The sequence below is a fragment of the Streptomyces sp. NPDC127092 genome (genome assembly GCF_042722475.1).
Lineage (GTDB): Bacteria > Actinomycetota > Actinomycetes > Streptomycetales > Streptomycetaceae > Streptomyces.
This window is the reverse complement of record NZ_JBHXFE010000007.1, coordinates 121,487-147,728: the sequence shown is the minus strand read 5'-3', so window position 1 is coordinate 147,728 and position 26,242 is coordinate 121,487. Positions and strand designations below refer to the sequence as shown.

Below are 26,242 nucleotides of genomic sequence, written 5' to 3'. Positions count from 1 at the left end.
CGGGCCCTCGGTCAGCCCACCACCGTCCAGGTGTCCTTGCCCGTGAGCAGCTGCGCCAGGTCGCCCTTGCCCTGCTGCTCCACCGCCTGCTCCAGCTGGTCGGCCATCAGCGTGTCGTACACCGGGCGCTCCACCGACCGGAAGACGCCGATGGGCGTCCGGTGCAGCGTGTCCGGGTCGGCGAGGCGGGAGAGGGCGAAGGCGGTCGTCGGCGAGGCCGCGTGGGCGTCGTGGACGAGGACGCGCGACTCGTTCTCCGGCGTCACCGTGACGACCTCGAGGTCGCCGGTGGCCGGGTCGCGGACGACGCCCTTGTCGAGCTCGGCGCCGAAGCGGATCGGCTGCCCGTGCTCCAGGCGGATGACCGCCTCCTTGGCCTGGTCCTTGTCCTTGAGGACCTCGAAGGCGCCGTCGTTGAAGATGTTGCAGTTCTGGTAGATCTCCACCAGGGCCGTGCCGTTGTGGTCGGCGGCCTGGCGCAGCACCTCGGTGAGGTGCTTGCGGTCGGAGTCGACCGTGCGGGCGACGAAGGAGGCCTCGGCGCCGAGGGCCAGGGACACCGGGTTGAAGGGCGCGTCCAGGGAGCCCATCGGGGTCGACTTGGTGATCTTGCCGAGCTCGGAGGTGGGGCTGTACTGGCCCTTGGTCAGACCGTAGATCCGGTTGTTGAAGAGCAGGATCTTCAGGTTGACGTTGCGGCGCAGCGCGTGGATGAGGTGGTTGCCGCCGATGGACAGCGCGTCGCCGTCACCGGTGACCACCCACACCGACAGGTCGCGGCGCGAGGTCGCCAGGCCGGTGGCGATGGCCGGGGCGCGGCCGTGGATGGAGTGCATCCCGTAGGTGTTCATGTAGTACGGGAAGCGGGAGGAGCAGCCGATGCCGGAGACGAAGACGATGTTCTCCTTCGCCAGGCCGAGTTCGGGCATGAACCCCTGCACCGCGGCGAGCACGGCGTAGTCGCCGCATCCGGGGCACCAGCGGACCTCCTGGTCCGACTTGAAGTCCTTCATGGACTGGGCGGCCTCGGCCTTGGGCACCAGGTGCAGCAGCGACTCACTCATCGATGACCTCCTTGAGGGCCGCGGCGAGCTGCTCGGCCTTGAACGGCATTCCGTTGACCTGGTTGTGGCTGCGGGCGTCGACGAGGTACTTCGCCCGGACGAGGGTGGCGAGCTGGCCCAGGTTCATCTCGGGGACCACGACCTTGTCGTACCGCTTCAGGACCTCCCCGAGGTTCTTGGGGAAGGGGTTGAGATGGCGCAGGTGTGCCTGGGCGATGGCGCCGCCCTCGCGGCGGATGCGTCGTACGGCGGCGGTGATCGGCCCGTACGTGGAGCCCCAGCCGAGGACCAGGGTCTTCGCGCCGTCCGGGTCGTCGACCTCGACGTCGGGCACCTCGATGCCGTCGATCTTGGCCTGCCGGGTGCGGACCATGAAGTCGTGGTTGGCCGGGTCGTACGAGATGTTGCCGGTGCCGTCCTGCTTCTCGATGCCGCCGATGCGGTGCTCGAGGCCGGGCGTGCCGGGCAGCGCCCACGGGCGGGCGAGGGTCTCCGGGTCGCGCTTGTACGGCCAGAAGACCTCGGTGCCGTCGGCCAGGGTGTGGTTCGGGCCGGTGGCGAACGTCGTGGTCAGGTCGGGCAGTTCGTCGACGTCGGGGATGCGCCAGGGTTCGGAGCCGTTGGCGAGGTAGCCGTCGGACAGCAGGAAGACCGGCGTGCGGTAGGTGAGCGCGATCCGGGCCGCGTCCAGCGCCGCGTCGAAGCAGTCGGCGGGCGTCTTCGGGGCCACGACCGGCACCGGGGCCTCGCCGTTGCGCCCGTACATGGCCTGGAGCAGGTCGGCCTGCTCGGTCTTGGTCGGCAGACCGGTGGACGGGCCACCGCGCTGGATGTCGACGACGATCAGCGGCAGTTCGAGGGAGACGGCCAGGCCGATCGTCTCGGACTTCAGCGCCACGCCGGGGCCCGAGGTGGTGGTCACGGCGAGCGAGCCGCCGAAGGCCGCGCCGAGCGCGGCGCCGATGCCGGCGATCTCGTCCTCGGCCTGGAAGGTGCGCACGCCGAAGTTCTTGTGCTTGCTCAGCTCGTGCAGGATGTCCGAGGCCGGCGTGATCGGGTACGAGCCGAGGTAGAGCGGCAGGTCCGCCTGGCGGGAGGCGGCGACCAGGCCGTACGAGAGGGCCAGGTTCCCCGAGATGTTGCGGTACGTGCCGGTCGGGAAGGCCCGGGTCGCCGGGGCGACCTCGTAGGAGACGGCGAAGTCCTCGGTGGTCTCGCCGAAGTTCCAGCCGGCCCGGAAGGCGACGATGTTCGCCTCGGCGATCTCGGGCTTCTTGGCGAACTTCTGGCGCAGGAAGTTCTCGGTGCCCTCGGTGGGCCGGTGGTACATCCAGGACAGCAGTCCGAGCGCGAACATGTTCTTGCTCCGCTCGGCCTCCTTCCGGGACAGGCCGAAGTCCTTCAGGGCCTCGACCGTGAGCGTGGTCAGCGGCACCGGGTGGACCTGGTAGCCGGCGAGCGAGCCGTCCTCCAGAGGAGAGGTCTCGTAGCCCACCTTGGCCATGGCGCGCTTGGCGAACTCGTCCGTGTTGACGATGATCTCGCCGCCGCGCGGCACGTCCCCGATGTTGGCCTTGAGCGCGGCCGGGTTCATCGCGACCAGCACGTTCGGCGCGTCGCCCGGAGTCAGGATGTCGTGGTCGGCGAAGTGCAGCTGGAACGAGGACACACCCGGCAGCGTGCCGGCGGGGGCCCGGATCTCGGCGGGGAAGTTCGGCAGCGTGGAGAGGTCGTTCCCGAAGGACGCCGTCTCCGAGGTGAACCGGTCACCGGTGAGCTGCATGCCGTCGCCGGAGTCGCCCGCGAAGCGGATGATCACCCGATCGAGCCGGCGGACTTCCTTCGCTGAGCCGTGGTCGCCCGTCGCCGGGGCGCTGCGCTGCTCCCCGACCAGGGCCTCACCGGCCTCGCTACTGACCTGGCTGGTCACTGAACTGGACCTCCCTCGCGGCAGGGTCTCTCCGTCGAGGCTGTCCCCGCGGAGAAGGCTCGGGGGACGGCCGGCACCCCGGCCGTCCCGTGGCCCACCCTACGTCCGAGGGGTGGGCCTTCCCGGGACTTCTCGCATCGTGGACCTCGTTTCGAGACGCCCATTAGCGCCCTTATACGGTCAATTGTCGCTCTCCGTGAACCGTCGGGTCCACCCGAAGGTCACGTTGTGCTCACCAGCAGTAACGACCCGTCGTACCGGGCCGCCCCTGAGCCGCGCTGAAGCCGGGCTGAAGCCGGGCCGATCCTTCCTGGTCCGAGGGGTGGACCCGGGTCACCTGACAGGGTGTCAGCTGTTCATGAGTTCAGATAGGTCAGTACGGCGAGTACCCGGCGGTGATCCCCGTCACTCGGCGAGAGCCCCAGCTTCAGGAAGATGTTGCTGATGTGCTTCTCCACCGCGCCGTCGCTCACCACCAGCTGCTTCGCGATGGCCGAATTCGTCCGCCCTTCCGCCATCAGACCCAGGACCTCCCGCTCGCGCGGCGTCAGCGCCGCGAGGACGTCCTGCTTGCGGCTCCGGCCCAGCAGCTGCGCCACCACCTCCGGGTCGAGCGCCGTGCCGCCCCTGGCCACCCGCACCACCGCGTCCACGAACTCGCGGACCTCGGCCACCCGGTCCTTCAGGAGGTAGCCGACGCCCGTGCTGGAGCCGGCGAGCAGCTCCGTGGCGTACTGCTCCTCCACGTACTGCGACAGGACGAGCACCCCGATCCCCGGGTGCTCCTTCCTCAGCCGCACCGCCGCCCGCACGCCCTCGTCGGTGTGCGTCGGAGGCATCCGCACGTCGGCCACGACCACGTCCGGCAGCGCTCCCTCGCCCGCGAGACCGGCCACGGTCTGCACGAGCGCCTCACCGTCGCCCACCTTGGCGACCACCTCGTGGCCCAGATCGGTGAGGAGCCGGGTCAGGCCCTCGCGCAGCAGCACCGAATCCTCGGCGATGACCACGCGCACGCTGTCCGTCACGGTTTCTGCCTTTCTGCCGCCTGGCTGGGTGCCCCAGCATCGCAGCAGAAGGGACGCGACGGGCGCCGCGGAGGTTCAACCCACGGTTTCCGGCCGGGGTGCGGGGGTTTCCGGCCGGGGTGCGGGGGTTCCGGCCGCGTGCGGCGGGCTGAGGGGCCCGTCCGGCGGGCTGGGGGCCCGTCCGGCTGACCCCGGGCCGGGCGGCCTCAGGCGCGCCAGGGCAGTTCGGCGGTGACGGTGGTCGGGCCGCCGGTGGGGGAGTCGACGGCGAGGACGCCGTCGACGGCGCCGAGGCGTTCGGCCAGGCCCGCGAGGCCGCTGCCGGTCGCCGGGTCGGCGCCGCCCACGCCGTCGTCGCGGACCTGGAGCATCAGCCGGTCGTCCGTCCGCCACACGTCCACCCAGGCCCGGCGGGCCCGGGAGTGCTTGGAGACGTTCTGCAGCAGCTCCGAGACCGTGAAGTACGCGATGCCCTCGATCGCCGCGGCCGGCCGGCCCGGCAGGTCCACGTCCACCGACACCGGCACCGTGCCGCGGGCCGCGAGCGCCGACAGGGCGGCGTCCAGGCCCCGGTCGGTGAGGACCGCCGGGTGGATGCCGCGCGCCAGGTCGCGCAGCTCCTGGAGGGCGAGCTTGACCTCGCCGTGCGCCTCGTCGACCATCGCCGCCGCGGCCAGCGGATCCCCCGCCAGCTTCTCCTTCGCCAGACCCAGGTCCATCGCCAGGGCCACCAGCCGGGCCTGCGCCCCGTCGTGCAGGTCCCGCTCGATGCGGCGCAGGTCGGCGGCGGCGGTGTCCACGACCACGCCCCGGTCCGACTCCAGCTCCGTCACCCGGCTCGCCAGCCGGGACGGGCCCAGCAGCCCCGACACCATCAGCCGGTCGACCGCCACCAGACCGCGCAGCACCCACGGCCCGAGGAGCACGAAGAGCAGACCCACGCCGCAGGTCACGCCGATCTCGAAGGGCGAGTCGAGGTAGACGCTGTGCGTCTCGTCGCCGTAGACCTGCAGGCCGTCCTGGCCCGCGTACATCGGGAACACCCACTGCCACAGCGGATACGTGAACAGGCCCCAGCCCCACGCCCACAGCGCCACCGCCACGGAGAAGGAGAACACCGCCCACGGGAAGTGCAGCAGCGCGTAGAGCAGGTGCCGCCACGACGCCCCGCTCTTCAGCGTCGCGCCCATCCACGACAGCGCCCCGCCCGTACGGCCCCGGGCCGGCTCCGGCGCCCGTACCTCCAGGCCCAGCATCCCGCGCGCCCTCGCCCGCTCCACCGCGCCGAAGCCCCGGCACACGGCGAGCGCCCCGGCGAGCACCGGGATCCCGAGGAACGTGACGAGCAGCCCGGCACCGGCCGAGACCAGGGTGACGGCGAGGCAGAAGGCGACGACGCTCAGCGGGAAGCCGGTCAGGACGTAGCCCAGCTCGCGCCAGGTGCGTCCCTCGAAGGGCGCGCGGAGGCCGGCGGGCAGGCGGTGGGAGGCCATCGGAGATCCGTTTCTCAGGCGGGGGTGGTCGTTCGGTCTGTCGCCTTCCACCCTTCCGGGAGGGAAGGGCCCGGCACCATGAGGCGGGTCGGCGTCTGCGGCCGGGGGTTTTCCCTACCGCCCGGCGCCACGGGACCCGTCGCGGTCCCGCCAGGGCAGTTCGGCGGTGACGGTCGTCGGGCCGCCGGTGGGGGAGTCGACGGCGAGGACGCCGTCGACGGCGCCGAGGCGTTCGGCCAGGCCCGCGAGGCCGCTGCCGGTCGCCGGGTCGGCCCCGCCCACGCCGTCGTCGCGGACCTGGAGCATCAGCCGCTCCTTCGCCCGCCACACCTCCACCGAGGCCGACCGCCCCCGCGAGTGCTTGGAGACGTTCTGCAGCAGCTCCGAGACCGTGAAGTACGCGATGCCCTCGATCGCCTCCGCCGGCCGCTCCGCCAGGTCGACCGAGACCTTCACCGGCACCGTGCAGCGCGCGGCGACCGCCGACAGGGCGGCGTCCAGGCCCCGGTCGGTGAGGACCGCCGGGTGGATGCCGCGCGCCAGGTCGCGCAGCTCCTGGAGGGCGAGCTTGACCTCGCCGTGCGCCTCGTCGACCATCGCCGCCGCGGCCTCCGGGTCGTCGAGCAGCTTCTCCTTCGCGAGCCCGAGACCCATGGCCAGGGCCACCAGCCGGGCCTGGGCGCCGTCGTGCAGGTCGCGCTCGATGCGGCGCAGGTCGGCGGCGGCGGTGTCCACGACCACGCCCCGGTCCGACTCCAGCTCGGCGATCCGCCGCTCCAGCTCGTCCGAGGGCGAGAGCAGCCCGCGCACCATGGCCCGGTCGGCGTTGGCGAGACCGCGCGCCACGAACGGCAGCACCGGCCACAGCACGATCAGCGACACCAGCGTCAGGGTGAAGGTGAGGACGCCCCACGGCAGCCGGACGAAGCCGTACAGCTGGCTGCGCCACGCCACCGGGTCCTTCAGCTGCGCCCACAGCCAGGGCAGGAAGCCGTCCCGGTGCGGCAGCCGGCTCGGCGCGTCCACGTGCACCCCGAGCAGCGCCCGCGCCCGGGCCCGCTCCGAGCGGCCCATCCCGCGCGCCCCGGCCAGCCCGAGGGCGAGCAGCGGCAGACCGACGACGGTCACCGACAGGCCCACCCCGAGGGCGATCGTCACCACCGCGTACACGAAACCGGCGAGCGCGCACGGCAGGTTCGCGAGGAGGTGCGCGACCTCCTTCCAGGTGTGCCGGCCGTAGGCGAGGCGTGCGGGCGGCGGCGGGGTGTCGGTGTGGCTGCTCATGGATCAAGGCTGCCGGTCGCGGGCCCCGACACGCCATGGGGGAGGTGGCCGGAGCGCAGGGGGGATAACCCCACCCGCGACTGCTTACGCCGCCTTTAGCAGGGCCTAGACTCGCGTCCGTACACAGGAATGAGACACCGAGACCGAGGGGCGGACGTGCGCGAACCGACCGTAGCCGCGGCGGGTCACGCGACCGGTCACGTGACTGATCACATGGCTGATCACGTGGCTGATCACGCGAGCCGCATCGAGACGTACGCGGCGGACTACTTCGAGACGTATTCCGTCGTCGGACTGCTCGCCGTCCTCGGCGTGCTCTTCGTCGCCGTCGCCTTCGGCGCCGGCCGGCTGCTGCGGCCCGTGGTCCCGACGCCCGAGAAGCTCCTCACGTACGAGTGCGGTGTCGACCCGGTCGGAGAGGGCTGGGCGCACACGCAGGTCCGCTACTACGTGTACGCCTTCCTCTACGTGATCTTCGCCGTCGACTCGATCTTCCTCTTCCCCTGGGCGACGGTCTTCGCCGCGCCCGGATACGGGGCGACGACGCTGGTCGAGATGTTCGTGTTCCTCGGCTTCCTGGCCGTGGGACTGCTCTACGCGTACAAGAAGGGCGTCCTGGCATGGATGTGACACCCCTGCCCGCCCCCACGCTCGGCCCGCTTGCCCGGCTGGCACCCGAGCCGATGAAGGTGGTCCTGAACTGGGGCCGCCGCTACAGCCTGTGGGTCTTCAACTTCGGCCTCGCCTGCTGCGCGATCGAGTTCATCGCCGCGTCGATGGCCCGGCACGACTTCATCCGGCTCGGCGTGATCCCCTTCGCGCCCGGCCCGCGCCAGGCCGACCTGATGATCGTCTCCGGCACGGTGACGGACAAGATGGCGCCGGCGGTCAGGCGCCTGTACGAGCAGATGCCGGAACCGAAGTACGTCATCTCCTTCGGCGCCTGCTCGAACTGCGGCGGCCCGTACTGGGACTCGTACTCGGTGACGAAGGGCGTGGACCAGATCATCCCGGTCGACGTCTACGTGCCGGGCTGCCCGCCGCGCCCGGAAGCCCTGCTCCAGGGCATCCTCAAGCTCCAGGAGAAGATCGCCAAGGAGAGCCTCGGCGAGCGGTACGGCGCGGGCGCGGCCTCGGTCGCCCAGCTGACCAGCGGCCTGGTCGAGCCGCCGAAGCCGGCGAAGCCGGCGGGAGGCGAGGCGCGGTGAACGAGTACGACACCAACGCGTACGACGCCCTGCCCGACTCCGTGACCGAGGTCTTCGGCGAGGAGGCGACGGCGGAGCGCGCGTACGACCTGCTGACGGTCGACGTCCCGACGGCGTCGTGGATCGCGGCGCTGGAGATCGCGCGGGACAAGCTGGGCCTGACGTACTTCGACTGGCTGAGCGCGGTCGACGAGCCCGGCACCGGCTTCCGCGTGTCCGCGCACGTCGCCTCGGTGGACCGGGGCAACGTCCGCCGCCTCCTCGTCCGCACGACCGTCCCCCACGCCGCCCCCTCCCTCCCCTCGGCGGTGGAGGTGTACGCGGGCGCGGCGTGGCACGAGCGCGAGACGTACGAGATGTTCGGCGTGACCTTCACGGACCACCCGCACCTGGTCCACCTCCTCCTCCCGGAGAACTTCGAGGGCCACCCGCTGCGCAAGGACTTCGTCCTCGCCGCACGCGTCGCCAAGGCGTGGCCCGGCGCCAAGGAGCCGGGCGAGTCGCACGACCCGAACGCCCCGAAGCGCCGCCAGATGCTTCCCCCGGGCGTCCCGGACCCCAACGACTGGGGCCCCCTCAAGGGCCAGCTCCCGCCCGCCCCGGCCCGCCCGGCCCGCGGCGCGGCCGCGGCCGGCGACCGCCCGGCCCGCCGCCCCCGCCCGACCGCCGAAGGCGCCCCGCCCCGCCGCGCCCGAACGGCAGGCGAGGGCTCGGCCAGCCAGCAGCCCGACCCCGCCGAGACGGCCCCGGAGCCGATCCCGACGGCCCCGCGCCGCACCCGCAGCGCGACCGCGGGCTCGGCAAGCCAGCGCGCCGAGACCGAGCCCACCGCCGCATCCGTCGAGGCCGGCACCGAGCCGACCCCGACGGCCCCGCGCCGCACCCGCAGCGCGACCGCGGGCTCGGCGAGCCAGCGCGCCGAGACCGAGCCCGCCGCCACGCCCGCCGAGGGCGGCACAGAGCCCACCCCGGCGGGCCCGCGCCGCAGCCGCACGGCAAGCGGCGGCTCGGCGAGCCAGCGCACGGAGGCCCAGGCCTCCGCGACGCCCGAGCCTCCGGCGGCGCCCGCCGAGGAGGGCGCCCAGCCGGCTCCGGCAGGCCCGCGCCGCAGCCGGAGCGCCAGCGGCGGCTCCGCCAGCCAGCGCGCGGCGGGCGCCGACGCGACTGCCGAGCGCCCCGCGCCGCCGCCCCGTACCCGCAGCTCCGACGCCCCGTGGCACCACGCCCGCCCGGCCTTCGACGAGGAGCCTCCCGCCGAGAGCGAGCCCGCGCCGGCCCCGGCCGCCGAGGGCGAGGGCGCGCCCACCCGGGCCTCCGAGGCCGAGGCCGAGGCCCCGGCTCGCGAAGGCGAAGCCCCGGGCGAGGCCCCGGCCGCCGGTGCCGCCCCCGCCCAGGGCGGACCGGCCACCCACCCCCACCCCGACCCCGACCCCGACCCCACCCCCAACCCCGACGGAGGCGAATCCGCGTGAACGACGTACTCGACGTCGCCCTCCGGCTGCTCGTCGTCTTCGGTGTGTTCCTCGTGCTCCCGCTTGTCGTCGGGCAGACCGAGCACAAGGTCATGGCCCACATGCAGGGCCGGCTCGGGCCCATGTACGCCGGTGGTTTCCACGGGTGGGCGCAGCTGGTCGCGGACGGGGTGAAGTTCGCGCAGAAGGAGGACGTCGTCCCGAAGGACGCCGACCGGCGGGTGTTCCAGCTCGCGCCGGCCGTCGCCCTCCTCCCGTACCTCCTCGTCCTGATCGCCATCCCCATCGGCCCCAGCGCGGGCGCCGTCGGGCGGGCCGTCGACGCGGGCATCTTCTTCGTGCTCGCGGTCATGGGCGTCGGCGTGCTCGGCAGCCTGATGGCCGGCTGGGCCTCCGCCAACAAGTTCAGCCTCCTCGGCGCGCTCCGCACCGCCGCCCAGCTCCTCGCGTACGAGCTGCCGATGCTCCTCGCCGCCGCGTCCGTCGCGATGGCGGCCGGCACCGTCTCCCTGCCCGGCATCCTGAACGCCTTCGAGTGGTGGTGGGTGCCCTGGCAGATCGTCGGCGCGCTGGTCTTCTTCACGGCCGGTCTCGCCGAGCTCCAGCGGCCGCCGTTCGACATGCCCGTCGCCGACTCGGAGATCATCTTCGGCGCGTACACCGAGTACACCGGCCTCCGCTTCGCACTGTTCCTGCTGGCCGAGTACGCCGGCATCGTCGTCCTCTGCGGTCTCACCACCGTCCTCTTCCTCGGCGGCTGGCACGGCCCCGGCGGCGCCGACGGCCTCGGCTGGGTCTGGACCTTGCTCAAGACCGCCGTCCTGGCCTTCGTCGTGATCTGGCTCCGGGTGTCCTACCCCCGCCTGCGCGAGGACCAGCTGCAGAAGCTGGCCTGGACGACGCTCGTCCCGCTCGCCCTCGCGCAGATCGCGCTCACCGGCATCGTGAAGGTGGCGATCCAGTAATGCCCATCCCCGGTTCCGGCCTCGCCAAGGGGCTCGCCGTCACCCTGCGCACGATGACGCGCAAGTCCGTCACCGCGCAGTACCCGGACGTGCAGCCCGAGCTGCCGCCCCGCACCCGCGGCGTCATCGGGCTGTTCGAGGAGAACTGCACGGTGTGCATGCTGTGCGCCCGTGAGTGCCCCGACTGGTGCATCTACATCGACTCCCACAAGGAGACGGTCCCGGCCGCCGTGCCCGGCGGGCGCGAGCGCAGCCGTAACGTGCTCGACCGCTTCGCCATCGACTTCTCGCTCTGCATGTACTGCGGGATCTGCATCGAGGTGTGCCCGTTCGACGCGCTGTTCTGGTCGCCCGAGTTCGAGTACGCGGAGACCGACATCCACGAGCTGACGCACGAGCGCGACAAGCTCCGCGAGTGGATGTGGACGGTGCCGGAGCCGCCCGCGCTCGACCCGCGCGCGGAGGAGCCGAAGGAGATCGCCGCCGCGCGCAAGGCGGCGGAGAAGGCCCAGGCCGCCGCCGAGGCGGAAGCCGCAGCCCAGGCGGAAGCTCAGGCCGCAGCCCAGGCCGAAGCCCGGGGCGACGCCGAGGCGGAAGCCGACGCCCAGGCCGGCCCGCAGCCCGACACCCAGGCAGGCCCGCAGGACCCGCAGCAGGAGGGGCCGCAGTGATCCTGGCAGCGCAGACCAGCCACGGCTTCCTCTCGCCCACCGGCGTCGAGATCGCCTTCCTCCTCGTCGGCCTCGTCACCCTCGGCGCGGCCCTCGTCACCGTCACCACCCGGCAGCTCGTCCACGCCGCCCTGTGGCTGGTTGTGACGCTCGGCGGCCTCGCCGTCGAGTACCTGCTCCTCACCGCCGAGTTCATCGCCTGGGTACAGGTGCTGATCTACGTCGGCTCCGTCGTCGTCCTCCTCCTCTTCGGACTCATGCTCACCAAGGCGCCCATCGGCCGCTCCCCGGACGCCGACTCCGGCAACCGGCCCGTCGCCGTCGCCGTGGCGCTCGCCGCCGCCGCGGCCCTCGTCTGGGTGGTCCTGGACGCGTTCCGCACGACGTGGATCGACCTCGACGGGCCCGCCCAGGGCTCCACCCAGGTGTCCGGCGAGATCCTCTTCCGGCACTGGGTGCTGCCCTTCGAAGCGCTGTCCGTGCTGCTGCTCGCCGCCCTCGTCGGCGCCATCGTCCTGTCCCGGAAGAAGAACGGAGAGGAGGGCTGATGCACCTCGCCTACCCGGCCGTCCTCGCCGCGCTGCTCTTCTCCGTCGGCCTGTACGGAGTCCTCGCCCGCCGCAACGCGATCCTGGTCCTGATGTCCGTCGAGCTCATGCTCAACGCCGTCAACCTCAACCTGGTCGCCTTCGACGTCTGGCTCCGCGACACCCTGCACGCGGGCCAGGCGCTCACCCTCTTCACCATCGCCATCGCCGCCGCGGAGATCGGCATCGGTCTCGCGATCGTCCTGATGGTCTACCGCAACCGCGGCACCTCGGACGTCGACCACCTCCGCGACACCAGGGAAGCGGTCTCCGCCGACGAGACGCCGTCCGCCGACGAGAAGGCCGAGGCCACCGCGTGACCACCACGACCCTCGCCGTCCTCGTCCCCCTCCTTCCCCTCCTCGGCTCCGCCGCCGGCCTGTTCCTGGGACGCACCGCGCCCGGCTTCGTCCGCCCGCTCGCCGTGCTGCCGACGCTCGCCGCCGCCGTGCTCGCCGTGCTCGTCGCCGCCCGCCAGGGCGGGGGCAAGGCCGTCGACGCGGCCACCCAGCTCACCCCCACCGGCTCGGTCCCGATCGACCTCGCCCTGCACATCGACGGCTTCGCCGCCGTCGTCGCCGTCCTGGTCGGCGTCGTCGCCACCTGCGTGCAGATCTACTCGACCGGCTATCTCCGCGACGACCCGCGCTACCCCTCGTACGCGGCGCTGGTCTCCCTCTTCACCGCCGCGATGCTGCTGGTCGTCTACTCCGGCGACCTGATGGTCCTCCTGGTCGGCTGGGAGATCATGGGCATCTGCTCGTACTTCCTCGTCGGGCACTACTGGGAGACGCCGGAGGCCCGCTCGGCCTCCCTCAAGGCCTTCCTCGTCACCAAGCTCGGTGACGTGCCCTTCCTGATCGGCCTGTTCGCGCTGGCCGCCGACGCGGGCACCTTCCGGATCACCGGCGTGCTCGGTGCCGTCGCGAGCGGCGCACTCGACCACCCCACCCTCGTGGCGCTGCTGCTCCTCGCGGGCGTCGCCGGAAAGTCCGCGCAGTTCCCGCTGCACACCTGGCTTCCCGACGCGATGGCCGGCCCCACGCCCGTCTCCGCGCTGATCCACGCGGCCACCATGGTCGCCGCCGGCATCTACTTCGTGGCCCGGCTCCTCCCCGTCTTCGCCGCCTCCGCCGCCGCGCTGACCGTGCTCGCCGTCATGGCCGCCCTCACCATGGTCGGCTCGGCGCTCGCCGCGCTCGCCCAGGACGACATCAAGCGGGTCCTCGCCTACTCGACGATCGGCCAGCTCGGCTACATGTCGGGCGCCCTCGCCGTCGGCGACCGCGGGGCCGCCGTCTTCCACCTCCTGTCGCACGGCGCCTTCAAGGCGCTGCTCTTCCTCGCCGCCGGCGCCGTCATCCACGCCGCCGGCACCAACTCGCTGACGGCGATGTCCCGCATGAGCGGACTCACCAGGCGCATCCCGGACGCCTACTGGACGATGACCGTCGGCCTGCTCGCGCTGGCCGCGATCCCGCCCTTCGCCGGCTTCTTCTCCAAGGAGGCCGTCCTCGTCGCCGCCGAGCACACCGCCACCGGCGACCACACGGTCGCCCCGGCCGGCGCCGGCTGGATCGTCCTCGTCTCCGGGCTCCTGACCGCGCTGCTCACCGCCGCGTACGCGACGCGCCTGTGGCTGCTCGCCTTCCGCGGCCGCGGTGCCGAAGCCCCCGCGCACGGGCGCCAGCCGATCGCCATGACCACCGTCCTGTGGGTGCTCGCCGTCCCCTCCCTCGGTTTCGGCCTCACGGCCGCCTACCTCGACGACTGGTTCGACGGGAACGCGCTGACCCCGACCGTCACCACCGCCGTCCTCGGCACCGGACTCGCCGTCGTCGGCGCCGCCGTCACCTACGCCGTACGCCGCACGCTCCTCGCGCGCACCGCACCGCCCCCGGCCGCCCCCGTCGGCGCCACGCCCGTCCCCGCCGCCGGCCCCGCCGCGGCGCCCACGGTCGCCCACCCCGACGCCGACGCGGGCCAGGTCGAGGCCGAGGCCCTGGACCTGCCGCACCCCGCGACCGACCCGGCCGACCCCGGCCGCGCCCTGCTCGGTCCGCTGCACCGGCCCGCCGCCGACGGCTTCCGCCTCGACGCCGTCTACCGCGCCGCCTTCGTCCGCCCCGTGCTCGCCGCCGCCTCCCTGGTCCGCTTCCTGGACCGCGAGGTCGTCGACACCTACGTACGCGGCGCGGGCGACGGCGCCAAGGGCCTCGGCTGGCTCGTCCGCCGCGCCCAGACCGGCAACGTGCAGACCTACCTCAGCGCGCTGCTCGCCGGCTCCGTCGTCCTGGCGATCGTCGCCGTCGTCCTCGCCAACGTCGCCGCCGGAGCGTGAGCCGTGATCGATATCAGCGAATCCGTGATGCAGTTCCTTCTCGCATTGATCGTCGTCGGCCCGCTCCTCGGCGCCGCGGCCGCCCTCCTGCCGGCCCCGCCCGGACTGAAGGGCACGTCACCGGACCAGGCCGTGCTCCGCCACGGCGTCACCGTCACCGGCGTGATCCTGCTGGCCGCGATCGTCCTCACGCTCGGCTTCGACCACGACCACCCCTCGACGATGCAGGCCACGACCGACATCAGCTGGATCAGGGCACTCGACGTGCGCATCCACCTCGGTGTCGACGGCATCAGCCTCCCCCTCCTGCTCCTGACCGCGCTGCTGACCTTCCTCTGCGCGCTCTACAGCTACTTCAAGCCCCCCACAGGCCCCGCGCCCAAGGCCTTCGTCGCCCTGCTCCTCGTCCTCGAGTCCGGCACCCTGGCGACCTTCGCCGTCCTCGACCTCGTCCTGTTCTTCCTGGCCTTCGAGATGGTCCTCATCCCGATGTACTTCCTCATCGCCCGCTGGGGCGGCGAGGGCAGGCAGGCCGCCGCCTGGAAGTTCATCCTCTACACGCTGCTCGGCTCCGTCGTCATGCTGCTCGGCCTGCTCCTCATCGGCGTGAAGGCGGGCACGTTCGACATGGTGGCACTCGCCACTGACAACGGCCGCGGACTGACCGCGTCGGTGCAGGTCATCGCCGTTCTGGCGATCGGTCTCGGGCTCGCGGTGAAGACCCCGATGTGGCCGCTGCACAGCTGGCTGCCCGACGCCCACACCGCCGCGCCGACCGTCGGCTCCGTGCTCCTCGCCGGCGTGCTCCTCAAGATGGGCACGTACGGGTTCGTCCGCATCGTGCTGCCGATCGCCCCCGACGGCATGCGGACCTTCGCCCCGTACCTCGCCGCCTTCGCCGTCGCCGGCATCATCTACGGATCCCTGGCCTGCCTCGCCCTCGCGAAGCCCGGCAACAAGGGCGACCTCAAGCGGCTCATCGCCTACTCCTCCGTCGGCCACATGGGCTTCGTGCTGCTCGGCATCGCCACCATGACGCCCACCGGCGTCAACGGCGCCCTGTTCGCCAACATCGCCCACGGCCTCATCACCGGCCTCCTCTTCTTCCTGGTCGGGGCCCTCAAGGACCGCTACGGCACCGCCGACCTCGACACCCTCGCCGGCGCGACCGGCGCCGCCCTCTACGGCCGCGCCCCGCGCCTCGGCGCCCTGCTCTCCTTCGCCGCCGTCGCCTCGCTCGGCCTGCCCGGGCTCGCCGGGTTCTGGGGCGAGATGCTCGCCCTGTTCGGCGCCTTCGACCCGGCCGCGGGCCTCAGCCGGCCCGCCTTCCTCACCTTCACGGCGATCGGCGCGTTCGGCACCCTCCTCACCGCCGCCTACCTCCTCGTCGTCGTCCGGCGCGTCTGCATGGGCGGCCCCCGCCCGGCCGGCGAGACCGCCCTCACCGACGTCCAGGGCTACGAGCTCGCCGCCTGGACCCCGCTCGTCGCCCTCACCGTCCTCGCCGGACTCTGGCCCGCGGTCCTCCTCGGCCTCACCGACCCGGCCGTCCAGCAGCTCCTCGCGGGAGGCACCAAGTGAGCCCAGTGACCGTCACGGCCGCGGCGCCGAGCCTCGTCCAGTCCGTCGACTGGCTGGCGATCGCGCCGCCCACCCTCACCGCCCTGGTCGCGCTCGTCGTCCTCGTCGCCGACCTGTTCGTCCCGGAGGCCCGCAAGCAGCTCCTCGGCTGGACCTCCGTCGCCGGGCTCGTCGCCGCGCTCGCCCTGCTCGCGCCGCTGCGCGCGGGTGACCGCTCGACCTTCTGCCTGACCGCCGACACCCAGCTGCGCGCCTGCAGCTACACCGCCGACCAGTTCACCCTGGTGATCCAGTTCCTGGTGCTCGGCGGCGCGCTCGTCACCGCGCTGCTCTCGATCGCCGACACCCGCGACAGGCTCCCGGCCGGCGAGTACTGGTTCCTGCTGCTGTCCTCCGCGGCCGGCGCCGCGCTGCTGCCCGCCTCCCGCGACCTGGCGACCCTCGTCGTCGCCCTCGAAGTGGCCTCGCTGCCCGCGTTCGCCCTCGTCGGCCTGCGCCGCGGCGACCGGATGTCCAGCGAGTCCGCGCTCAAGTTCTTCCTGTCCTCCGTCACCGCCACCGCCGTGACCCTGCTCGGCGTCAGCTTCGTCTACGCGGCGACGGGCACCCTCCACCTCACCGAGGTCGCCCAGCGCCTCGGCGACGTGCCGGGACAGCTGCAGACGCTCGCCCAGACCGGTGTCATCCTCACCCTGGTCGGCTTCGCCTTCAAGACGGCCGCCGTGCCGTTCCACTTCTGGGTGCCGGACACCTACGTCGGCGCCCCCCTGCCCGTCGCCGCCTACCTCTCGGTGGTCGGCAAGGCCGTCGGCTTCACCGGCCTCATCCTGGTGACCGTCGTCGCCTTCCCGTCGTACGCGGACGTGTGGGGCCCGGCGCTCGCCGTGCTCGCCGCGCTCACCATGACCGTCGGCAACGTCGCCGCCCTGCGCCAGGTCTCCACGCGCGCGTGGAGCGCGGTACGGCTGCTCGCCTGGTCGTCCGTCGCCCAGGCCGGCTACCTCCTGGTGCCGGTCGCCGCCGCCGCGTACTCCGGCGACGACCAGATCGGCGCGACCGTCGCGTACGCCCTCATGTACGCCGTCGTGAACCTCGGCGCCTTCGCGGTCGTCGCCGTCGTCGCCCGTACGCACCCTGAGAACCGGATCGCGGACTACCGGGGCCTGTACGCGGCGAGTCCCGCCGCCGCCCTCGCGCTCGGCTTCTTCCTCCTGAACCTGGCCGGACTGCCCCCGGGTATCATCGGCCTCTTCGCCAAGGTGACCGTCTTCTCGGCGGCCGTCGACGCGGGCCTCGGCTGGCTCGCCGTGATCATGGGCATCAACGTCGTGATCGGCCTCTACTACTACCTGCGGTGGACGGCTCTGCTGTTCCGCGGGCCGGAGGGCGAGACCGTACGGCACCGGGCGCCCGCCCCGGTCACGCTGGCCGTCGCGCTGACCGCCCTCGCGGGCGTCGTGCTGTCGGGCTACCCGCAGTTCGCGCTCCGCTTCGCGGCGACCAGCCTCTTCTGAGGCCACGAGCAGACCCCCGCATCCCCCACAGGCAGAACACTCCAAGGAGCAGGACCCCGTGCTGAACGGTTTCAAGGACTTCATACTTCGCGGCAACGTCGTGTCGATGGCCATCGGTCTGGCCGTCGGCTCGGCGTTCACGGCCGTCGTGACCGGCTTCAGCAAGGCGTTCATCACCCCGCTCATCGGTCTGGCCACCGGCTCGGTCGGCGACTTCAGCGAGGCGAAGTTCACCGTCGGCAGGACCGAGTTCCCCTACGGCCTGGCGATCGCCGCCGCCATAGCCTTCGTCATCACCGCGGCCGTGCTCTACTTCCTGATCGTCGTCCCCATGACGAAGATCCAGGAACGGTTCGCCAAGGAGGAGGCGAAGGACCCGAAGGCGGAGAAGCGCGACTGCCCCCGCTGCTTCGCCGAGATCCCGGCCATCGCCTCCCGCTGCGCCCACTGCACCAGCGAGGTCGAGCCGGTCGCCGAGGCCCTCCTGAAGGCCGGCCTGGACTCGATCAGCGTCCCCGCCGCCCGCTAGGTCCTCCCGGGCGGACCAGAGCCCGGCCGCCGTCTCCCCGTACGCCCGGCCGCCGTCTCACCCGTACGGCGTACGGCGTGGCCCGGCGCGGCCCCGGTGCGGCCGGGGAACCCGTACCTCCCGCGTGGCGTTGACCAGGAAGGGAGGGTCCACTGGACAGAAGGGTTCCCCTGCCGCACCACTTGGAGGGCGTACCGTGCACCGCCGGCACAACGGGCTGAGGACCGCCGTACTCCTCGGAGGGCTCTCCGCCCTCATCATCGTCATCGGCAGCTTCTTCGGGCGTACGGGCCTGATCGTCGCGCTCGTCGTGGCGCTCGGCACCAACGCGTACGCGTACTGGAACAGCGACAAGCTGGCGCTGCGCGCCATGCGTGCCCGCCCGGTGAGCGAGTTCGAGGCCCCGGCCCTCTACCGGATGGTCCGTGAGCTCTCCACGCAGGCCCGGCAGCCCATGCCCAGGCTCTACATCTCGCCCACCCAGGCGCCCAACGCCTTCGCGACCGGCCGCAACCCGCGCAACGCGGCCGTGTGCTGCACCGAGGGCATCCTCGCGATCCTCGACGAGCGCGAGCTGCGCGGAGTGATCGGCCACGAGCTGAGCCACGTCTACAACCGGGACATCCTCATCTCGTCGGTCGCCGGAGCCCTCGCCTCCGTGATCCTCTTCCTGGTGAACTTCGCCTGGCTGATCCCGATCGGCCGCTCCGACGACGACGAGGGCCCCGGGCTCCTCGGGATGCTGCTGATCATGATCCTGGGCCCGATCGCCGCCTCGGTCATCCAGCTGGCCATCTCCCGCTCCCGCGAGTACGAGGCGGACGCCTCCGGCGCCCAGCTCACCGGCGACCCGCTGGCCCTGGCCGGCGCCCTGCGCAAGCTGGAGGCGGGCACCAAGCAGCTCCCGCTGCCCCCCGAGCCCAGGATCGAGACCGCAAGCCACATGATGATCGCGAACCCCTTCCGTCCGGGACAGGGGCTGTCCAAGATGTTCTCCACCCATCCGCCGATGGCGGAGCGCATCGCCCGGCTCGAACAGATGGCAGGTCACCGCCCGTGAAGACGATCCTGAACGTCATATGGCTGATCCTGTGCGGATTCTGGATGTTCCTCGGCTACGTACTGGCCGGCGTCCTGCTCTGCATCACGATCATCGGCATCCCCTTCGGACTCGCCGCGTTCCGCATCGGCCTCTACGCCCTGTGGCCCTTCGGCCACACGGTCGTCGACCGCCGTGACGCCGGTGCCCCGTCCTGCGTAGGCAACGTGCTGTGGCTGATCCTGGCCGGCTGGTGGCTGGCGCTCGGCCACATCACCACCGGCATCGCCCTCTGCCTCACGATCATCGGCATCCCGCTGGGCATCGCCAACTTCAAGCTCATCCCCGTATCGCTGCTGCCGCTGGGCAAGGAGATCGTTCCCACGGACCAGGCGTACGGGGCGTGGGGCTACCAGGGCCGCTAGGGGCCGGTCCGGGCCAGGCCCCGTACGGGTCACACCCCGTACGGGCAGGGTCAGGGGTGAGGGGTCGGCGTCAGGGTCAGGTTCGCGGCGGCTCGTGCCGGCCGCGGCTGACCGCGTGGGCCACCACCCCGACCGCGAGCACGCCGAGACCCGCCAGGACGGCGGCCGGCGGCAGGGAGAACGCGAGCGCCGCGCAGCCGGCCAGGCCGAGCACGGCCAGCGGCCGCTCGCGGTGCCCCAGGGTCCAGGCGGAGGCGTTGGCGATCCCGTAGTAGACCAGCACGGCGAACGACGAGAAGCCGATCGCGCCGCGCACGTCCGCCGTGGCCGCCACCACGGCCACCACCGCGCCCACCGCGAGCTCCGCGTGGTGCGGCACCGCGAAGCGCGGATGGACGGCGGCGAGCGTGGCCGGCAGGTGGCCGTCCCTGGCCATGGCGAGGGTCGTCCGCGACACGCCGAGGATCAGCGAGAGCAGCGAGCCCAGGGCGGCGACCGCCGCGCCCACGGTGACCACGGGCACCAGCCAGTCCGCCCCGGCCGCCCGCGCCGCGTCCGCGAGCGGCGCGGGGGAGGCGGCCAGGCCCTCCGGTCCGAGGACGCCGAGCACGGTCACGGCGACGGCCGCGTAGACGGCGAGCGCGATGCCGAGGGCGAGCGGCACGGCCCGCGGGATGGTCCGCTCCGGGTCGCGGACCTCCTCGCCGAGCGTCGCGATCCGCGCGTACCCGGCGAAGGCGAAGAACAGCAGCCCGGCGGCCTGGAGCACGCCGCCCGCGGGAATGTCCCCGTCGAGCGCGAGCCGTCCGGCCTCCCCGGCCCCGGCGGCGGCCACGACGACCGCCGCGAGGACGGCGAGCACGATCGCGACGATCACCCGGGTGAGCAGCGCGGACTTCTGCACGCCGGTGTAGTTGACGGCGGTCAGGGCGACCACGGCGGCGACGGCCACCGCGTGGGCGTGCCCGGGCCACACGTACGCGCCGACGGTGAGCGCCATCGCCGCGCAGGAGGCGGTCTTGCCGACGACGAAGGCCCAGCCCGCGAGGTGGCCCCAGAACGGGCCGAGCCGTTCGCGGCCGTACACGTAGGTGCCGCCGGACGCGGGGTAGCGGGCGGCGAGCCGGGCCGACGCCATGGCGTTGCAGTAGGCGACGACGGCGGCGACGCCGAGCGCCGGCAGCAGTCCGGGGCCGGCCGCGCGTGCCGCGGGCCCGAGCGCCGCGAAGATCCCGGCGCCGACCATCGAGCCGAGCCCGATCACGACGGCGTCGAAGACTCCGAGAGTGCGGCGCAGTTCCTGTGTCATGCCCCGCACACTAGAGGGTGCGGCAACCGCTCGGGACCGCCGGGCGTCCTCCTGGGCATGAGCATCGTCAGCTGGATAGTTCTCGGACTGATCGCCGGGGTCATCGCCAAGGTCCTGCTGCCGGGCCGCGATCCGGGCGGCCTGATCGGCACGACGGTCATCGGCGTGGTCGGCGCGTTCCTCGGCGGGTGGCTGTCGGCCCGCTTCCTGGACCGGCCCGTCGCCCAGGACTTCTACGACGGGGCGACCTGGCTGTCGGCGATCGGCGGCTCGCTGGTGTTGCTGATCGGCTACCGGATCCTCTTCGGCCACTCGCGCGAGCGCTAGGGCCTCATGTCGGAGCTCCGGGGCGTGTCCCGCCCTGGAGCCCCGTCTCCCTCAGCGTGATGTTGAGCCGTCCGGCGAGCCCCAGGGCGGGATCGGCGCTGCCCGCGTACACCTTGGGGACGCCGTGGTACGCGAGGCGGGACGGCCCGCCGAAGACGAGCAGGTCGCCGGAGGCCAACTCCACGTCGGTCCAGGGCCGTCCGCGGTTCTCGGCGTTGCCGAGCCGGAACACGCAGGTGTCGCCGAGGCTCAACGACACGACGGGAGCGGGCGATCGCTCCTCCCTGTCCTGGTGCATGCCCATCTTCGCGCCGTCGGCGTAGAAGTTCACGAGCGCGGTGTCCGGCGAGAAAAGGCCGTGCGGACCGCCGTCCGTGCCCGCCGCCCCGTGCGTCCCGTACGCGTCGGCCAGCGCCTCGCGTCCCAGCTCGACGAGCCAGTCCGGCAGGGGGAGGAGGTTCTCCTCGGGGCCGAGATAGCGGTACGGCACCCAGCGCCGCCCGAGGCAGAGCGAGCGCACGGACATCACCCCGCCGCCGGGCAGGACCGTGTGCTCGTACGCGGCCGGCCCCCGCCCGAACTCCCGGCAGGCGGCGACCAGTTCCCGCTGTCGCTCGAACGGCAGCCAGCCCGGCACGTGCACCGCGCCCGGCGCCGGTTCGCTCCGCTGCGCGGGAACAGTCCGTCAGACACCGCTCTCCAGGTGCAGCAGCCGCTCCTTGCGGTCCAGCCCGGCCGCGTAGCCGCGCAGGCTGCCGTCGGCCCCGATCACCCGGTGGCAGGGCCGCACCACGAGCAGTGGATTGCGCCCGATCGCGGTGCCCACGGCCCGCACGCCGGCGCCGGACGAGCCGACCCGGCGGGCGATGTCCCCGTACGAGACGGTCGCGCCGTACGGGATCTCCTCCAGGGCCTTCCAGACGGCGCGCTGGAAATCGGTCCCGGACTCCTCGTACGGGATGTCGAAGCCCTCGCGCCGCCCGGCGAAGTACGCGTCGAGCTGCCCCGCGACCTCCTCGAACGCCGCCGGGTCACACGTCCATCCGTCCTCGACGAGGACGCCGCCCTTCTGGCCCTCCAGCGACAGCGACCGCAGCACGAGGGAACCCCCGTCGGCGACCCGCCCCACCAGGAGCATCGTGCCGAGGGGGCCGTCGACGTGGGCGTAGAGAGTGCTGTTCGTCGTCATGCGTCCAGTGTGCGAGCCCCACCCGCAGCGGGGCTGGCGGTTTTCGGACACGGCACTCGGACAGTCCTACCGGTAGTTCACGAACTGCAGGGCGAAGTCGAAGTCCTTGCCCTTGAGCAGCGCGATGACGGCCTGCAGGTCGTCCCGGCTCTTCGAGCTGACCCGCAGCTCGTCGCCCTGCACCTGCGCCTTGACGCCCTTGGGGCCCTCGTCGCGGATGACCTTGGCGACCTTCTTCGCGTTCTCCTGGGAGATGCCCTCCTGGATGGAGGCGAAGAGCTTGTACTCCTTGCCGGACAGCTGCGGGTCGCCCTCCACGTCCAGCGACTTCAGCGAGATGCCCCGCTTGATCAGCTTGGACTGGAAGATGTCGAGGATCGCCTTGACCCGCTCCTCGCCGTTCGCCTGCATCAGGATCTTCTCGCCCGACCAGGAGATCGAGGCGTTGGTGCCCTTGAAGTCGTAGCGCTGCGTGATCTCCTTCGCGGCCTGGTTGAGGGCGTTGTCGACCTCCTGCCGCTCGACCTTGGAGACGATGTCGAAACTGGAGTCGGCCATGAGGTGAGGCTCCTTGCTCGGATGCATTGGGTACGGCACAAAGCGTAGCCACCGGGACGGCCGCGAACCCGAGATCAATCCGGTGGCGAAGCACCCCTGGGGATCAGGTATTGTTTACGTCGTTGCCAGGGAGCACCGCCGAAAAGCGGCTCCGAGGCAGCGATCCCATGGCGGTGTGCCCGAGTGGCCAATGGGAGCGGACTGTAAATCCGTCGGCTTAGCCTACCCAGGTTCGAATCCTGGCGCCGCCACGCGATGAGAACGGCCCCTGAACTGCGGAAACGCAGGGCAGGGGCCGTTCTGCTGTGCGCATGTGGGGCCGTTCACGCCGAGCGGGCGATCGGCGGGGGCGCGGCGGCTAGAGTCGCGGCCATGGGGGAACAGAAGACGCGACTCTGCCGGCACTGCCACCGGCGGTTGGACGAGCGCCGCCGGGGGCGCCCGAAGCGGTTCTGCAGCCGCTGGCACCGGGTGCGCTACTGGCTGGACGAGCTGGGCGACCTCGTGTTCGGCTAGCCGTCCGCGCGGTTCGGGCTGCGGCTGTCGCTGCGGCTGCGGCCGGGCGGCTCAGTTGCCCGCGATGTCGCGGACCGCGACCGCGACCGGGGTCGAGCCCGAGATCAGTTCCAGGGTCAGGCCCGCCGTGGCCGGGGTGTCGAGGAGTTCGGCGAGGACCGCCGCCACGTCGTCGCGGGGGATCGGGCCGCGGCCCGTGGAGGCCTCCAGGCGGACCATGCCGGTGCCCGCGTCGTCGGTGAGCATGCCGGGGCGCAGGATCGTCCAGTCGAGGCCCTCGCGGGCGCGGACGTCGTCGTCCGCCGCGCCCTTGGCGCGCAGGTACGCGTCGAAGACGGCGTCGCCCTCGTGACCCGACTGGGCGCCCATGGACGAGACGACCAGGAAGCGCCGTACGCCCGCCCGTTCCGCCGCGTCGGCGAGCAGGACCGCCGCGCCGTGGTCCACCGTCTCCTTGCGCTGCGCGCCGCTGCCCGGGCCGGCGCCGGCCGCGAACACGGCCGCGTCGGCGCCCTCTAGGGCCGCGACGACCTCGTCGACGGAGGCCGACTCCAGGTCCAGGACCACCGCCTCGGCGCCGGCCGCCCGCAGGTCCGCCTCCTGTTCGGGGCGGCGGATGATCCCCACCGGTTCGTGCCCGCCCGCGGCCAGCAGCCGCTCGAGTCGCAGGGCGATCTGTCCGTGTCCACCAGCGATGACTACGCGCATACTCACGACCGTACGGCGCCCGGCCCCGCCGGGCCTCCCGAATCCGGCCGCTCGGGCCGCGTCTGCCGGGGCAGGTCGAGGGCCGCCGCCGAGTCGCAGTACTCCCGCACCGCGCTCGTCCGGGCCACCACCCGGCCGCGGTGCACCACGATCCGGCTGTACGCGAGGGACAGCACGCCCGCGAGCCGTTCGCCCCGCACCGCGAGCAGCTCCGCCGGGAAGCCGGCCTCCACCCGTACCTCGGGAAGGCCCATCGCGGCCCGCGCGTCGGTGCTCACCGACCCGTACGCCTCCGCTGCCGGGAGCCCGCCCAGTGAGGCCGTCAGATAGGCGGCCTCCAGCGGGTCACCGCGGCCCACCGGGTTCGACACGTCACGCAGCGCCCCGCCGCCCGCGGCGACCCGCACCCCGGCGGCTCGGAGCAGCCGCACGGGCGCCGTGCCGCGCTGCTCGGTGGCGCCGCAGCCGCCCTGCGGCAGGCACACCACCGTCACCCCGGCCGCCGCCAGCTGGTCCGCCGCCCGGCGGGCCTGGTCGGCGGGGAGACGCGCGAGCCCCGCGCACGGGCCGATCGTCACGCCGGGGCGCAGGCCGCCGGCCATCGCCGCGAGCCGGGCCAGGCGCGCCGGGTCGTCGCCGTCGGTGTGCAGGTCCACCGGGCAGCCGTGCTCGGCCGCGACCTCCAGGAGCGCCTCCACGTAGCCGGTGGGATCCGGGTCGAGGTCCGGGCAGCCGCCGACCACGCCGGCGCCCATCTTCACCGCGTCCCGCAGCATCGCGAGCCCGTCGGCGCCCGCCGCGCCGGTCAGCAGCCGGGGCGTCGCCACGGTCGACAGCTCGGCCAGGCCGCGCAGCGAGCGCCGGGCCTGCAGCACGGCCTCGAGCGGGCCGAGGCCGTGCATGTCCCCGATCCGGACGTGGGCGCGCAGCGCGGTCGCGCCGTGTCCGAGCTGGAGCAGGGCGGCCTCGGTCGCCCGGCGCTGGACCTCGTCCGGGGCGTACGAGACGGGGCCGGGGGAGTCGGCGGTGAGCGCGGTGTCGATGTGCGCGTGGGGCTCGGCGGGCGCGGGCAGCAGCAGGTAGCCGGCCAGGTCGACGCGGGCGCCGACGGCGGTGAGGCTGCCGGCCGTGCCGACGGCCTCGATCCGGCCGCCGCCGAGCCGTACGTCGACGGTGCGGCCGTCGGTGAGCCGCGCGTTCGAGAGCAGCAGCGACACGGCGTCGGCGGTGGCCGCGGCCCGGTCGTCGGGCTGTGGCTGGGGCTGCTTGCTGTCGGCGGACATCGGGCTCCTCACGGCTCGCCAAGACCAAGATCACGCAGCGTGGGCCCCGAGCCTAGGGGCGCCCGCAGCAGCCTTCGAGGAGGAGCGCAATAGTCGTACTGGTGAGTGCACGAGTGGCCTAGGGGGTGCCTGCGGCGGGTGCCCGGGAAACGGATTTGGGTGTCGGGCCGGAGACCGTGTAATGTCTTCCTCGCTCGCCCCAATAGCTCAGTCGGCAGAGCGTCTCCATGGTAAGGAGAAGGTCTACGGTTCGATTCCGTATTGGGGCTCTGGTGAGAAGGACCCGCCTTCGGGCGGGATCCGGATCATCAAAGCGGTGTAGCTCAGTCGGTAGAGCAAGCGGCTCATAATCGCTGTGTCACCGGTTCAAGTCCGGTCACCGCTACACACGGTAGCCGATTGTGGGGTCGGTCCTGCGATCGGCTACTCTTTCATGCGTTCATCCATCCCATCCGTCCGTCAAGGAGCACTCACGTGGCTGCCACCGACGTCCGCCCGAAGATCACGCTGGCCTGCGTGGAGTGCAAGGAGCGGAACTACATCACCAAGAAGAACCGGCGCAACAACCCGGACCGTCTTGAGATGAAGAAGCACTGCCCTCGCTGCAACTCGCACACCGCGCACCGCGAGACGCGCTAAACAGGCTCGTACACGAGGCCGTCCCCAGCCGGGGACGGCCTCGTGTCGTTTACCCGCGCATTCCGCACCGCATTCCGCACCATTCTCAGCAGGACCAGCAAGCAGGACCAGCAGGAGGTACCGAGGCCATGGCGCTCGACCAGTCCTTCGTGGGCCGGACCTATCCGCCCACCGCGCCGTACGAGGTCGGCCGCGAGAAGATCCGCGAGTTCGCCGAGGCGATCGGGGACGCCAATCCCGCGTACACCGACCAGGAGGCCGCCAAGGCCCTCGGTCACCCCGACGTCGTCGCCCCGCCGACCTTCGTCTTCGCGATCACCTTCAAGGCCGCCGGCCAGGTCGTCGAGGACCCGCAGCTGGGCCTCGACTACAGCCGCGTCGTGCACGGCGACCAGAAGTTCGCCTACACCCGGCCGGTGCGCGCCGGCGACCGGCTCTCGGTCACCAGCACCATCGAGGCGATCAAGTCCCTCGCGGGCAACGACATCCTGGACATCCGCGGCGAGGTCCACGACGAGAGCGGCGAGCACGTCGTGACCGCCTGGACCAAGCTCGTCGCCCGCGCCCCCGAGGAGGCCTGAC

The 26,242-nt window shown here is 72.7% G+C and carries 28 protein-coding genes and 3 tRNA genes; 20 read left to right on the top strand and 11 right to left on the bottom strand.

Features of this window, described 5'->3' with window-relative positions:
• Positions 1–11: 11 nt before the first annotated feature.
• From ACFWJO_RS08710 to ACFWJO_RS08690, 5 genes are all read right to left on the bottom strand, one after another.
• A complete protein-coding gene (locus ACFWJO_RS08710) occupies positions 12–1,064 on the bottom strand; it encodes a 2-oxoacid:ferredoxin oxidoreductase subunit beta (protein ID WP_386864033.1) in 1,053 nt (350 codons plus the stop codon).
• The gene (locus ACFWJO_RS08705) at positions 1,057–2,994 is read right to left on the bottom strand and encodes a 2-oxoacid:acceptor oxidoreductase subunit alpha (protein WP_386864032.1); all 1,938 of its coding nucleotides are present in this window, start codon (positions 2,992–2,994) and stop codon (positions 1,057–1,059) included. Before ACFWJO_RS08705 ends, ACFWJO_RS08710 begins: the two co-directional genes overlap by 8 nt.
• Before the next feature lie 356 nt (positions 2,995–3,350).
• Positions 3,351–4,010: a LuxR C-terminal-related transcriptional regulator gene (locus ACFWJO_RS08700; RefSeq protein ID WP_384412142.1), complete on the bottom strand. Its 660-nt coding sequence runs from the start codon at positions 4,008–4,010 to the stop codon at positions 3,351–3,353.
• Positions 4,011–4,228: 218 nt separating this feature from the next.
• The gene (locus ACFWJO_RS08695; RefSeq protein WP_386864031.1) at positions 4,229–5,515 is read right to left on the bottom strand and encodes a sensor histidine kinase; all 1,287 of its coding nucleotides are present in this window, start codon (positions 5,513–5,515) and stop codon (positions 4,229–4,231) included.
• A 114-nt stretch (positions 5,516–5,629) separates the two neighbouring features.
• Positions 5,630–6,799, bottom strand: coding sequence for a sensor histidine kinase (locus ACFWJO_RS08690; protein ID WP_386864030.1), 1,170 nt, complete (start codon positions 6,797–6,799; stop codon positions 5,630–5,632).
• A gap of 213 nt (positions 6,800–7,012) precedes the next feature.
• On the opposite strand from ACFWJO_RS08690, the gene ACFWJO_RS08685 reads away from it, so the two are divergent.
• From ACFWJO_RS08685 to ACFWJO_RS08625, 13 genes are all read left to right on the top strand, one after another.
• The gene (locus tag ACFWJO_RS08685; protein ID WP_386864029.1) at positions 7,013–7,429 is read left to right on the top strand and encodes an NADH-quinone oxidoreductase subunit A; all 417 of its coding nucleotides are present in this window, start codon (positions 7,013–7,015) and stop codon (positions 7,427–7,429) included.
• Complete coding sequence (locus tag ACFWJO_RS08680; RefSeq protein ID WP_386864028.1) at positions 7,420–8,007, top strand: NADH-quinone oxidoreductase subunit B; 588 nt, start codon at positions 7,420–7,422, stop codon at positions 8,005–8,007. Before ACFWJO_RS08685 ends, ACFWJO_RS08680 begins: the two co-directional genes overlap by 10 nt.
• Entirely contained in the window at positions 8,004–9,479 is a 1,476-nt protein-coding gene (locus tag ACFWJO_RS08675; protein WP_386864027.1) for an NADH-quinone oxidoreductase subunit C, read from the top strand. The genes ACFWJO_RS08680 and ACFWJO_RS08675 overlap by 4 nt, the downstream gene beginning before the upstream one ends.
• Entirely contained in the window at positions 9,476–10,444 is a 969-nt protein-coding gene (locus tag ACFWJO_RS08670) for an NADH-quinone oxidoreductase subunit H (protein WP_386864026.1), read from the top strand. The genes ACFWJO_RS08675 and ACFWJO_RS08670 overlap by 4 nt, the downstream gene beginning before the upstream one ends.
• Complete coding sequence (locus ACFWJO_RS08665) at positions 10,444–11,115, top strand: NuoI/complex I 23 kDa subunit family protein (protein ID WP_386864025.1); 672 nt, start codon at positions 10,444–10,446, stop codon at positions 11,113–11,115. Before ACFWJO_RS08670 ends, ACFWJO_RS08665 begins: the two co-directional genes overlap by 1 nt.
• Positions 11,112–11,663 (top strand): NADH-quinone oxidoreductase subunit J, encoded by a 552-nt coding sequence (locus tag ACFWJO_RS08660; protein ID WP_384412032.1) that lies wholly within the window; start codon positions 11,112–11,114, stop codon positions 11,661–11,663. Before ACFWJO_RS08665 ends, ACFWJO_RS08660 begins: the two co-directional genes overlap by 4 nt.
• Positions 11,663–12,022, top strand: coding sequence for an NADH-quinone oxidoreductase subunit NuoK (gene nuoK, locus ACFWJO_RS08655; RefSeq protein WP_386864024.1), 360 nt, complete (start codon positions 11,663–11,665; stop codon positions 12,020–12,022). Before ACFWJO_RS08660 ends, nuoK begins: the two co-directional genes overlap by 1 nt.
• A complete protein-coding gene (locus ACFWJO_RS08650; protein ID WP_386864023.1) occupies positions 12,019–14,043 on the top strand; it encodes an NADH-quinone oxidoreductase subunit L in 2,025 nt (674 codons plus the stop codon). The genes nuoK and ACFWJO_RS08650 overlap by 4 nt, the downstream gene beginning before the upstream one ends.
• Before the next feature lie 27 nt (positions 14,044–14,070).
• Positions 14,071–15,624 carry a NuoM family protein gene (locus ACFWJO_RS08645; protein ID WP_386864076.1) on the top strand — a complete coding sequence of 518 codons (1,554 nt, stop codon included), beginning with the start codon at positions 14,071–14,073 and terminating at the stop codon, positions 15,622–15,624.
• On the top strand, positions 15,621–17,138 hold the full coding sequence (locus tag ACFWJO_RS08640) for an NADH-quinone oxidoreductase subunit N (protein ID WP_386864022.1): 1,518 nt from the start codon (positions 15,621–15,623) through the stop codon (positions 17,136–17,138). The genes ACFWJO_RS08645 and ACFWJO_RS08640 overlap by 4 nt, the downstream gene beginning before the upstream one ends.
• 58 nt (positions 17,139–17,196) lie before the next feature.
• Entirely contained in the window at positions 17,197–17,667 is a 471-nt protein-coding gene (gene mscL / locus ACFWJO_RS08635; RefSeq protein ID WP_386864021.1) for a large conductance mechanosensitive channel protein MscL, read from the top strand.
• A 196-nt stretch (positions 17,668–17,863) separates the two neighbouring features.
• On the top strand, positions 17,864–18,727 hold the full coding sequence (htpX, locus tag ACFWJO_RS08630) for a zinc metalloprotease HtpX (protein WP_386864020.1): 864 nt from the start codon (positions 17,864–17,866) through the stop codon (positions 18,725–18,727).
• The gene (locus ACFWJO_RS08625) at positions 18,724–19,131 is read left to right on the top strand and encodes a YccF domain-containing protein (RefSeq protein WP_386864019.1); all 408 of its coding nucleotides are present in this window, start codon (positions 18,724–18,726) and stop codon (positions 19,129–19,131) included. The genes htpX and ACFWJO_RS08625 overlap by 4 nt, the downstream gene beginning before the upstream one ends.
• Positions 19,132–19,207: 76 nt before the next feature.
• On the opposite strand, the gene ACFWJO_RS08620 is transcribed toward ACFWJO_RS08625, so the two are convergent.
• On the bottom strand, positions 19,208–20,440 hold the full coding sequence (locus ACFWJO_RS08620; protein WP_386864018.1) for an APC family permease: 1,233 nt from the start codon (positions 20,438–20,440) through the stop codon (positions 19,208–19,210).
• 57 nt (positions 20,441–20,497) lie between these two features.
• Between ACFWJO_RS08620 and ACFWJO_RS08615 the strand changes: the two genes are divergently transcribed.
• On the top strand, positions 20,498–20,767 hold the full coding sequence (locus ACFWJO_RS08615) for a GlsB/YeaQ/YmgE family stress response membrane protein (protein WP_386864017.1): 270 nt from the start codon (positions 20,498–20,500) through the stop codon (positions 20,765–20,767).
• Between the two features lie 4 nt (positions 20,768–20,771).
• On the opposite strand, the gene ACFWJO_RS08610 is transcribed toward ACFWJO_RS08615, so the two are convergent.
• The 3 genes from ACFWJO_RS08610 to ACFWJO_RS08600 form a co-directional block, all read right to left on the bottom strand.
• A complete protein-coding gene (locus ACFWJO_RS08610) occupies positions 20,772–21,404 on the bottom strand; it encodes an alpha-ketoglutarate-dependent dioxygenase AlkB family protein (protein WP_386864016.1) in 633 nt (210 codons plus the stop codon).
• A gap of 48 nt (positions 21,405–21,452) precedes the next feature.
• A complete protein-coding gene (locus tag ACFWJO_RS08605; protein WP_386864015.1) occupies positions 21,453–21,956 on the bottom strand; it encodes a methylated-DNA--[protein]-cysteine S-methyltransferase in 504 nt (167 codons plus the stop codon).
• Positions 21,957–22,022: 66 nt separating this feature from the next.
• Positions 22,023–22,514 carry a YajQ family cyclic di-GMP-binding protein gene (locus ACFWJO_RS08600; protein ID WP_386864014.1) on the bottom strand — a complete coding sequence of 164 codons (492 nt, stop codon included), beginning with the start codon at positions 22,512–22,514 and terminating at the stop codon, positions 22,023–22,025.
• 169 nt (positions 22,515–22,683) lie between these two features.
• Between ACFWJO_RS08600 and ACFWJO_RS08595 the strand changes: the two genes are divergently transcribed.
• A tRNA-Tyr gene (locus ACFWJO_RS08595) sits at positions 22,684–22,765 on the top strand.
• 121 nt (positions 22,766–22,886) lie between these two features.
• Positions 22,887–23,030 carry a hypothetical protein gene (locus ACFWJO_RS08590; protein WP_386864013.1) on the top strand — a complete coding sequence of 48 codons (144 nt, stop codon included), beginning with the start codon at positions 22,887–22,889 and terminating at the stop codon, positions 23,028–23,030.
• Positions 23,031–23,081: 51 nt separating this feature from the next.
• On the opposite strand, the gene ACFWJO_RS08585 is transcribed toward ACFWJO_RS08590, so the two are convergent.
• Together ACFWJO_RS08585 and ACFWJO_RS08580 are read right to left on the bottom strand one after the other, a co-directional pair.
• Complete coding sequence (locus tag ACFWJO_RS08585; protein WP_386864012.1) at positions 23,082–23,738, bottom strand: SDR family oxidoreductase; 657 nt, start codon at positions 23,736–23,738, stop codon at positions 23,082–23,084.
• A gap of 2 nt (positions 23,739–23,740) precedes the next feature.
• Complete coding sequence (locus ACFWJO_RS08580; RefSeq protein ID WP_386864011.1) at positions 23,741–25,021, bottom strand: amidohydrolase family protein; 1,281 nt, start codon at positions 25,019–25,021, stop codon at positions 23,741–23,743.
• A 196-nt stretch (positions 25,022–25,217) separates the two neighbouring features.
• Here ACFWJO_RS08580 and ACFWJO_RS08575 point away from each other — a divergent pair.
• The 4 genes from ACFWJO_RS08575 (at position 25,218) to ACFWJO_RS08560 (ending at position 26,241) form a co-directional block, all read left to right on the top strand.
• Positions 25,218–25,290, top strand: a tRNA-Thr gene (locus tag ACFWJO_RS08575).
• Between the two features lie 43 nt (positions 25,291–25,333).
• Positions 25,334–25,406: transfer RNA gene (locus ACFWJO_RS08570), tRNA-Met, on the top strand.
• An 89-nt stretch (positions 25,407–25,495) separates the two neighbouring features.
• Positions 25,496–25,660: a 50S ribosomal protein L33 gene (gene rpmG / locus ACFWJO_RS08565; RefSeq protein WP_003956487.1), complete on the top strand. Its 165-nt coding sequence runs from the start codon at positions 25,496–25,498 to the stop codon at positions 25,658–25,660.
• 128 nt (positions 25,661–25,788) lie between these two features.
• The gene (locus ACFWJO_RS08560; protein ID WP_128980841.1) at positions 25,789–26,241 is read left to right on the top strand and encodes a MaoC family dehydratase N-terminal domain-containing protein; all 453 of its coding nucleotides are present in this window, start codon (positions 25,789–25,791) and stop codon (positions 26,239–26,241) included.
• Position 26,242: the final 1 nt, after the last annotated feature.

Bases quoted from the DNA above. Each gene is read 5' to 3' on its own strand.
- ACFWJO_RS08710 (WP_386864033.1), bottom strand. From the start codon at position 1,064: ATGAGTGAGTCGCTGCTGCACCTGGTGCCCAAGGCCGAGGCCGCCCAG.
- ACFWJO_RS08695 (WP_386864031.1), bottom strand. From the start codon at position 5,515: ATGGCCTCCCACCGCCTGCCCGCCGGCCTCCGCGCGCCCTTCGAGGGA.
- ACFWJO_RS08690 (WP_386864030.1), bottom strand. From the start codon at position 6,799: ATGAGCAGCCACACCGACACCCCGCCGCCGCCCGCACGCCTCGCCTAC.
- ACFWJO_RS08685 (WP_386864029.1), top strand. From the start codon at position 7,013: ATGGCTGATCACGTGGCTGATCACGCGAGCCGCATCGAGACGTACGCG.
- ACFWJO_RS08680 (WP_386864028.1), top strand. From the start codon at position 7,420: ATGGATGTGACACCCCTGCCCGCCCCCACGCTCGGCCCGCTTGCCCGG.
- ACFWJO_RS08665 (WP_386864025.1), top strand. From the start codon at position 10,444: ATGCCCATCCCCGGTTCCGGCCTCGCCAAGGGGCTCGCCGTCACCCTG.
- nuoK (WP_386864024.1), top strand. From the start codon at position 11,663: ATGCACCTCGCCTACCCGGCCGTCCTCGCCGCGCTGCTCTTCTCCGTC.
- ACFWJO_RS08645 (WP_386864076.1), top strand. From the start codon at position 14,071: ATGCAGTTCCTTCTCGCATTGATCGTCGTCGGCCCGCTCCTCGGCGCC.
- ACFWJO_RS08620 (WP_386864018.1), bottom strand. From the start codon at position 20,440: ATGACACAGGAACTGCGCCGCACTCTCGGAGTCTTCGACGCCGTCGTG.
- ACFWJO_RS08615 (WP_386864017.1), top strand. From the start codon at position 20,498: ATGAGCATCGTCAGCTGGATAGTTCTCGGACTGATCGCCGGGGTCATC.
- ACFWJO_RS08605 (WP_386864015.1), bottom strand. From the start codon at position 21,956: ATGACGACGAACAGCACTCTCTACGCCCACGTCGACGGCCCCCTCGGC.
- ACFWJO_RS08600 (WP_386864014.1), bottom strand. From the start codon at position 22,514: ATGGCCGACTCCAGTTTCGACATCGTCTCCAAGGTCGAGCGGCAGGAG.
- ACFWJO_RS08590 (WP_386864013.1), top strand. From the start codon at position 22,887: ATGGGGGAACAGAAGACGCGACTCTGCCGGCACTGCCACCGGCGGTTG.
- ACFWJO_RS08585 (WP_386864012.1), bottom strand. From the start codon at position 23,738: ATGCGCGTAGTCATCGCTGGTGGACACGGACAGATCGCCCTGCGACTC.
- ACFWJO_RS08580 (WP_386864011.1), bottom strand. From the start codon at position 25,021: ATGTCCGCCGACAGCAAGCAGCCCCAGCCACAGCCCGACGACCGGGCC.
- ACFWJO_RS08560 (WP_128980841.1), top strand. From the start codon at position 25,789: ATGGCGCTCGACCAGTCCTTCGTGGGCCGGACCTATCCGCCCACCGCG.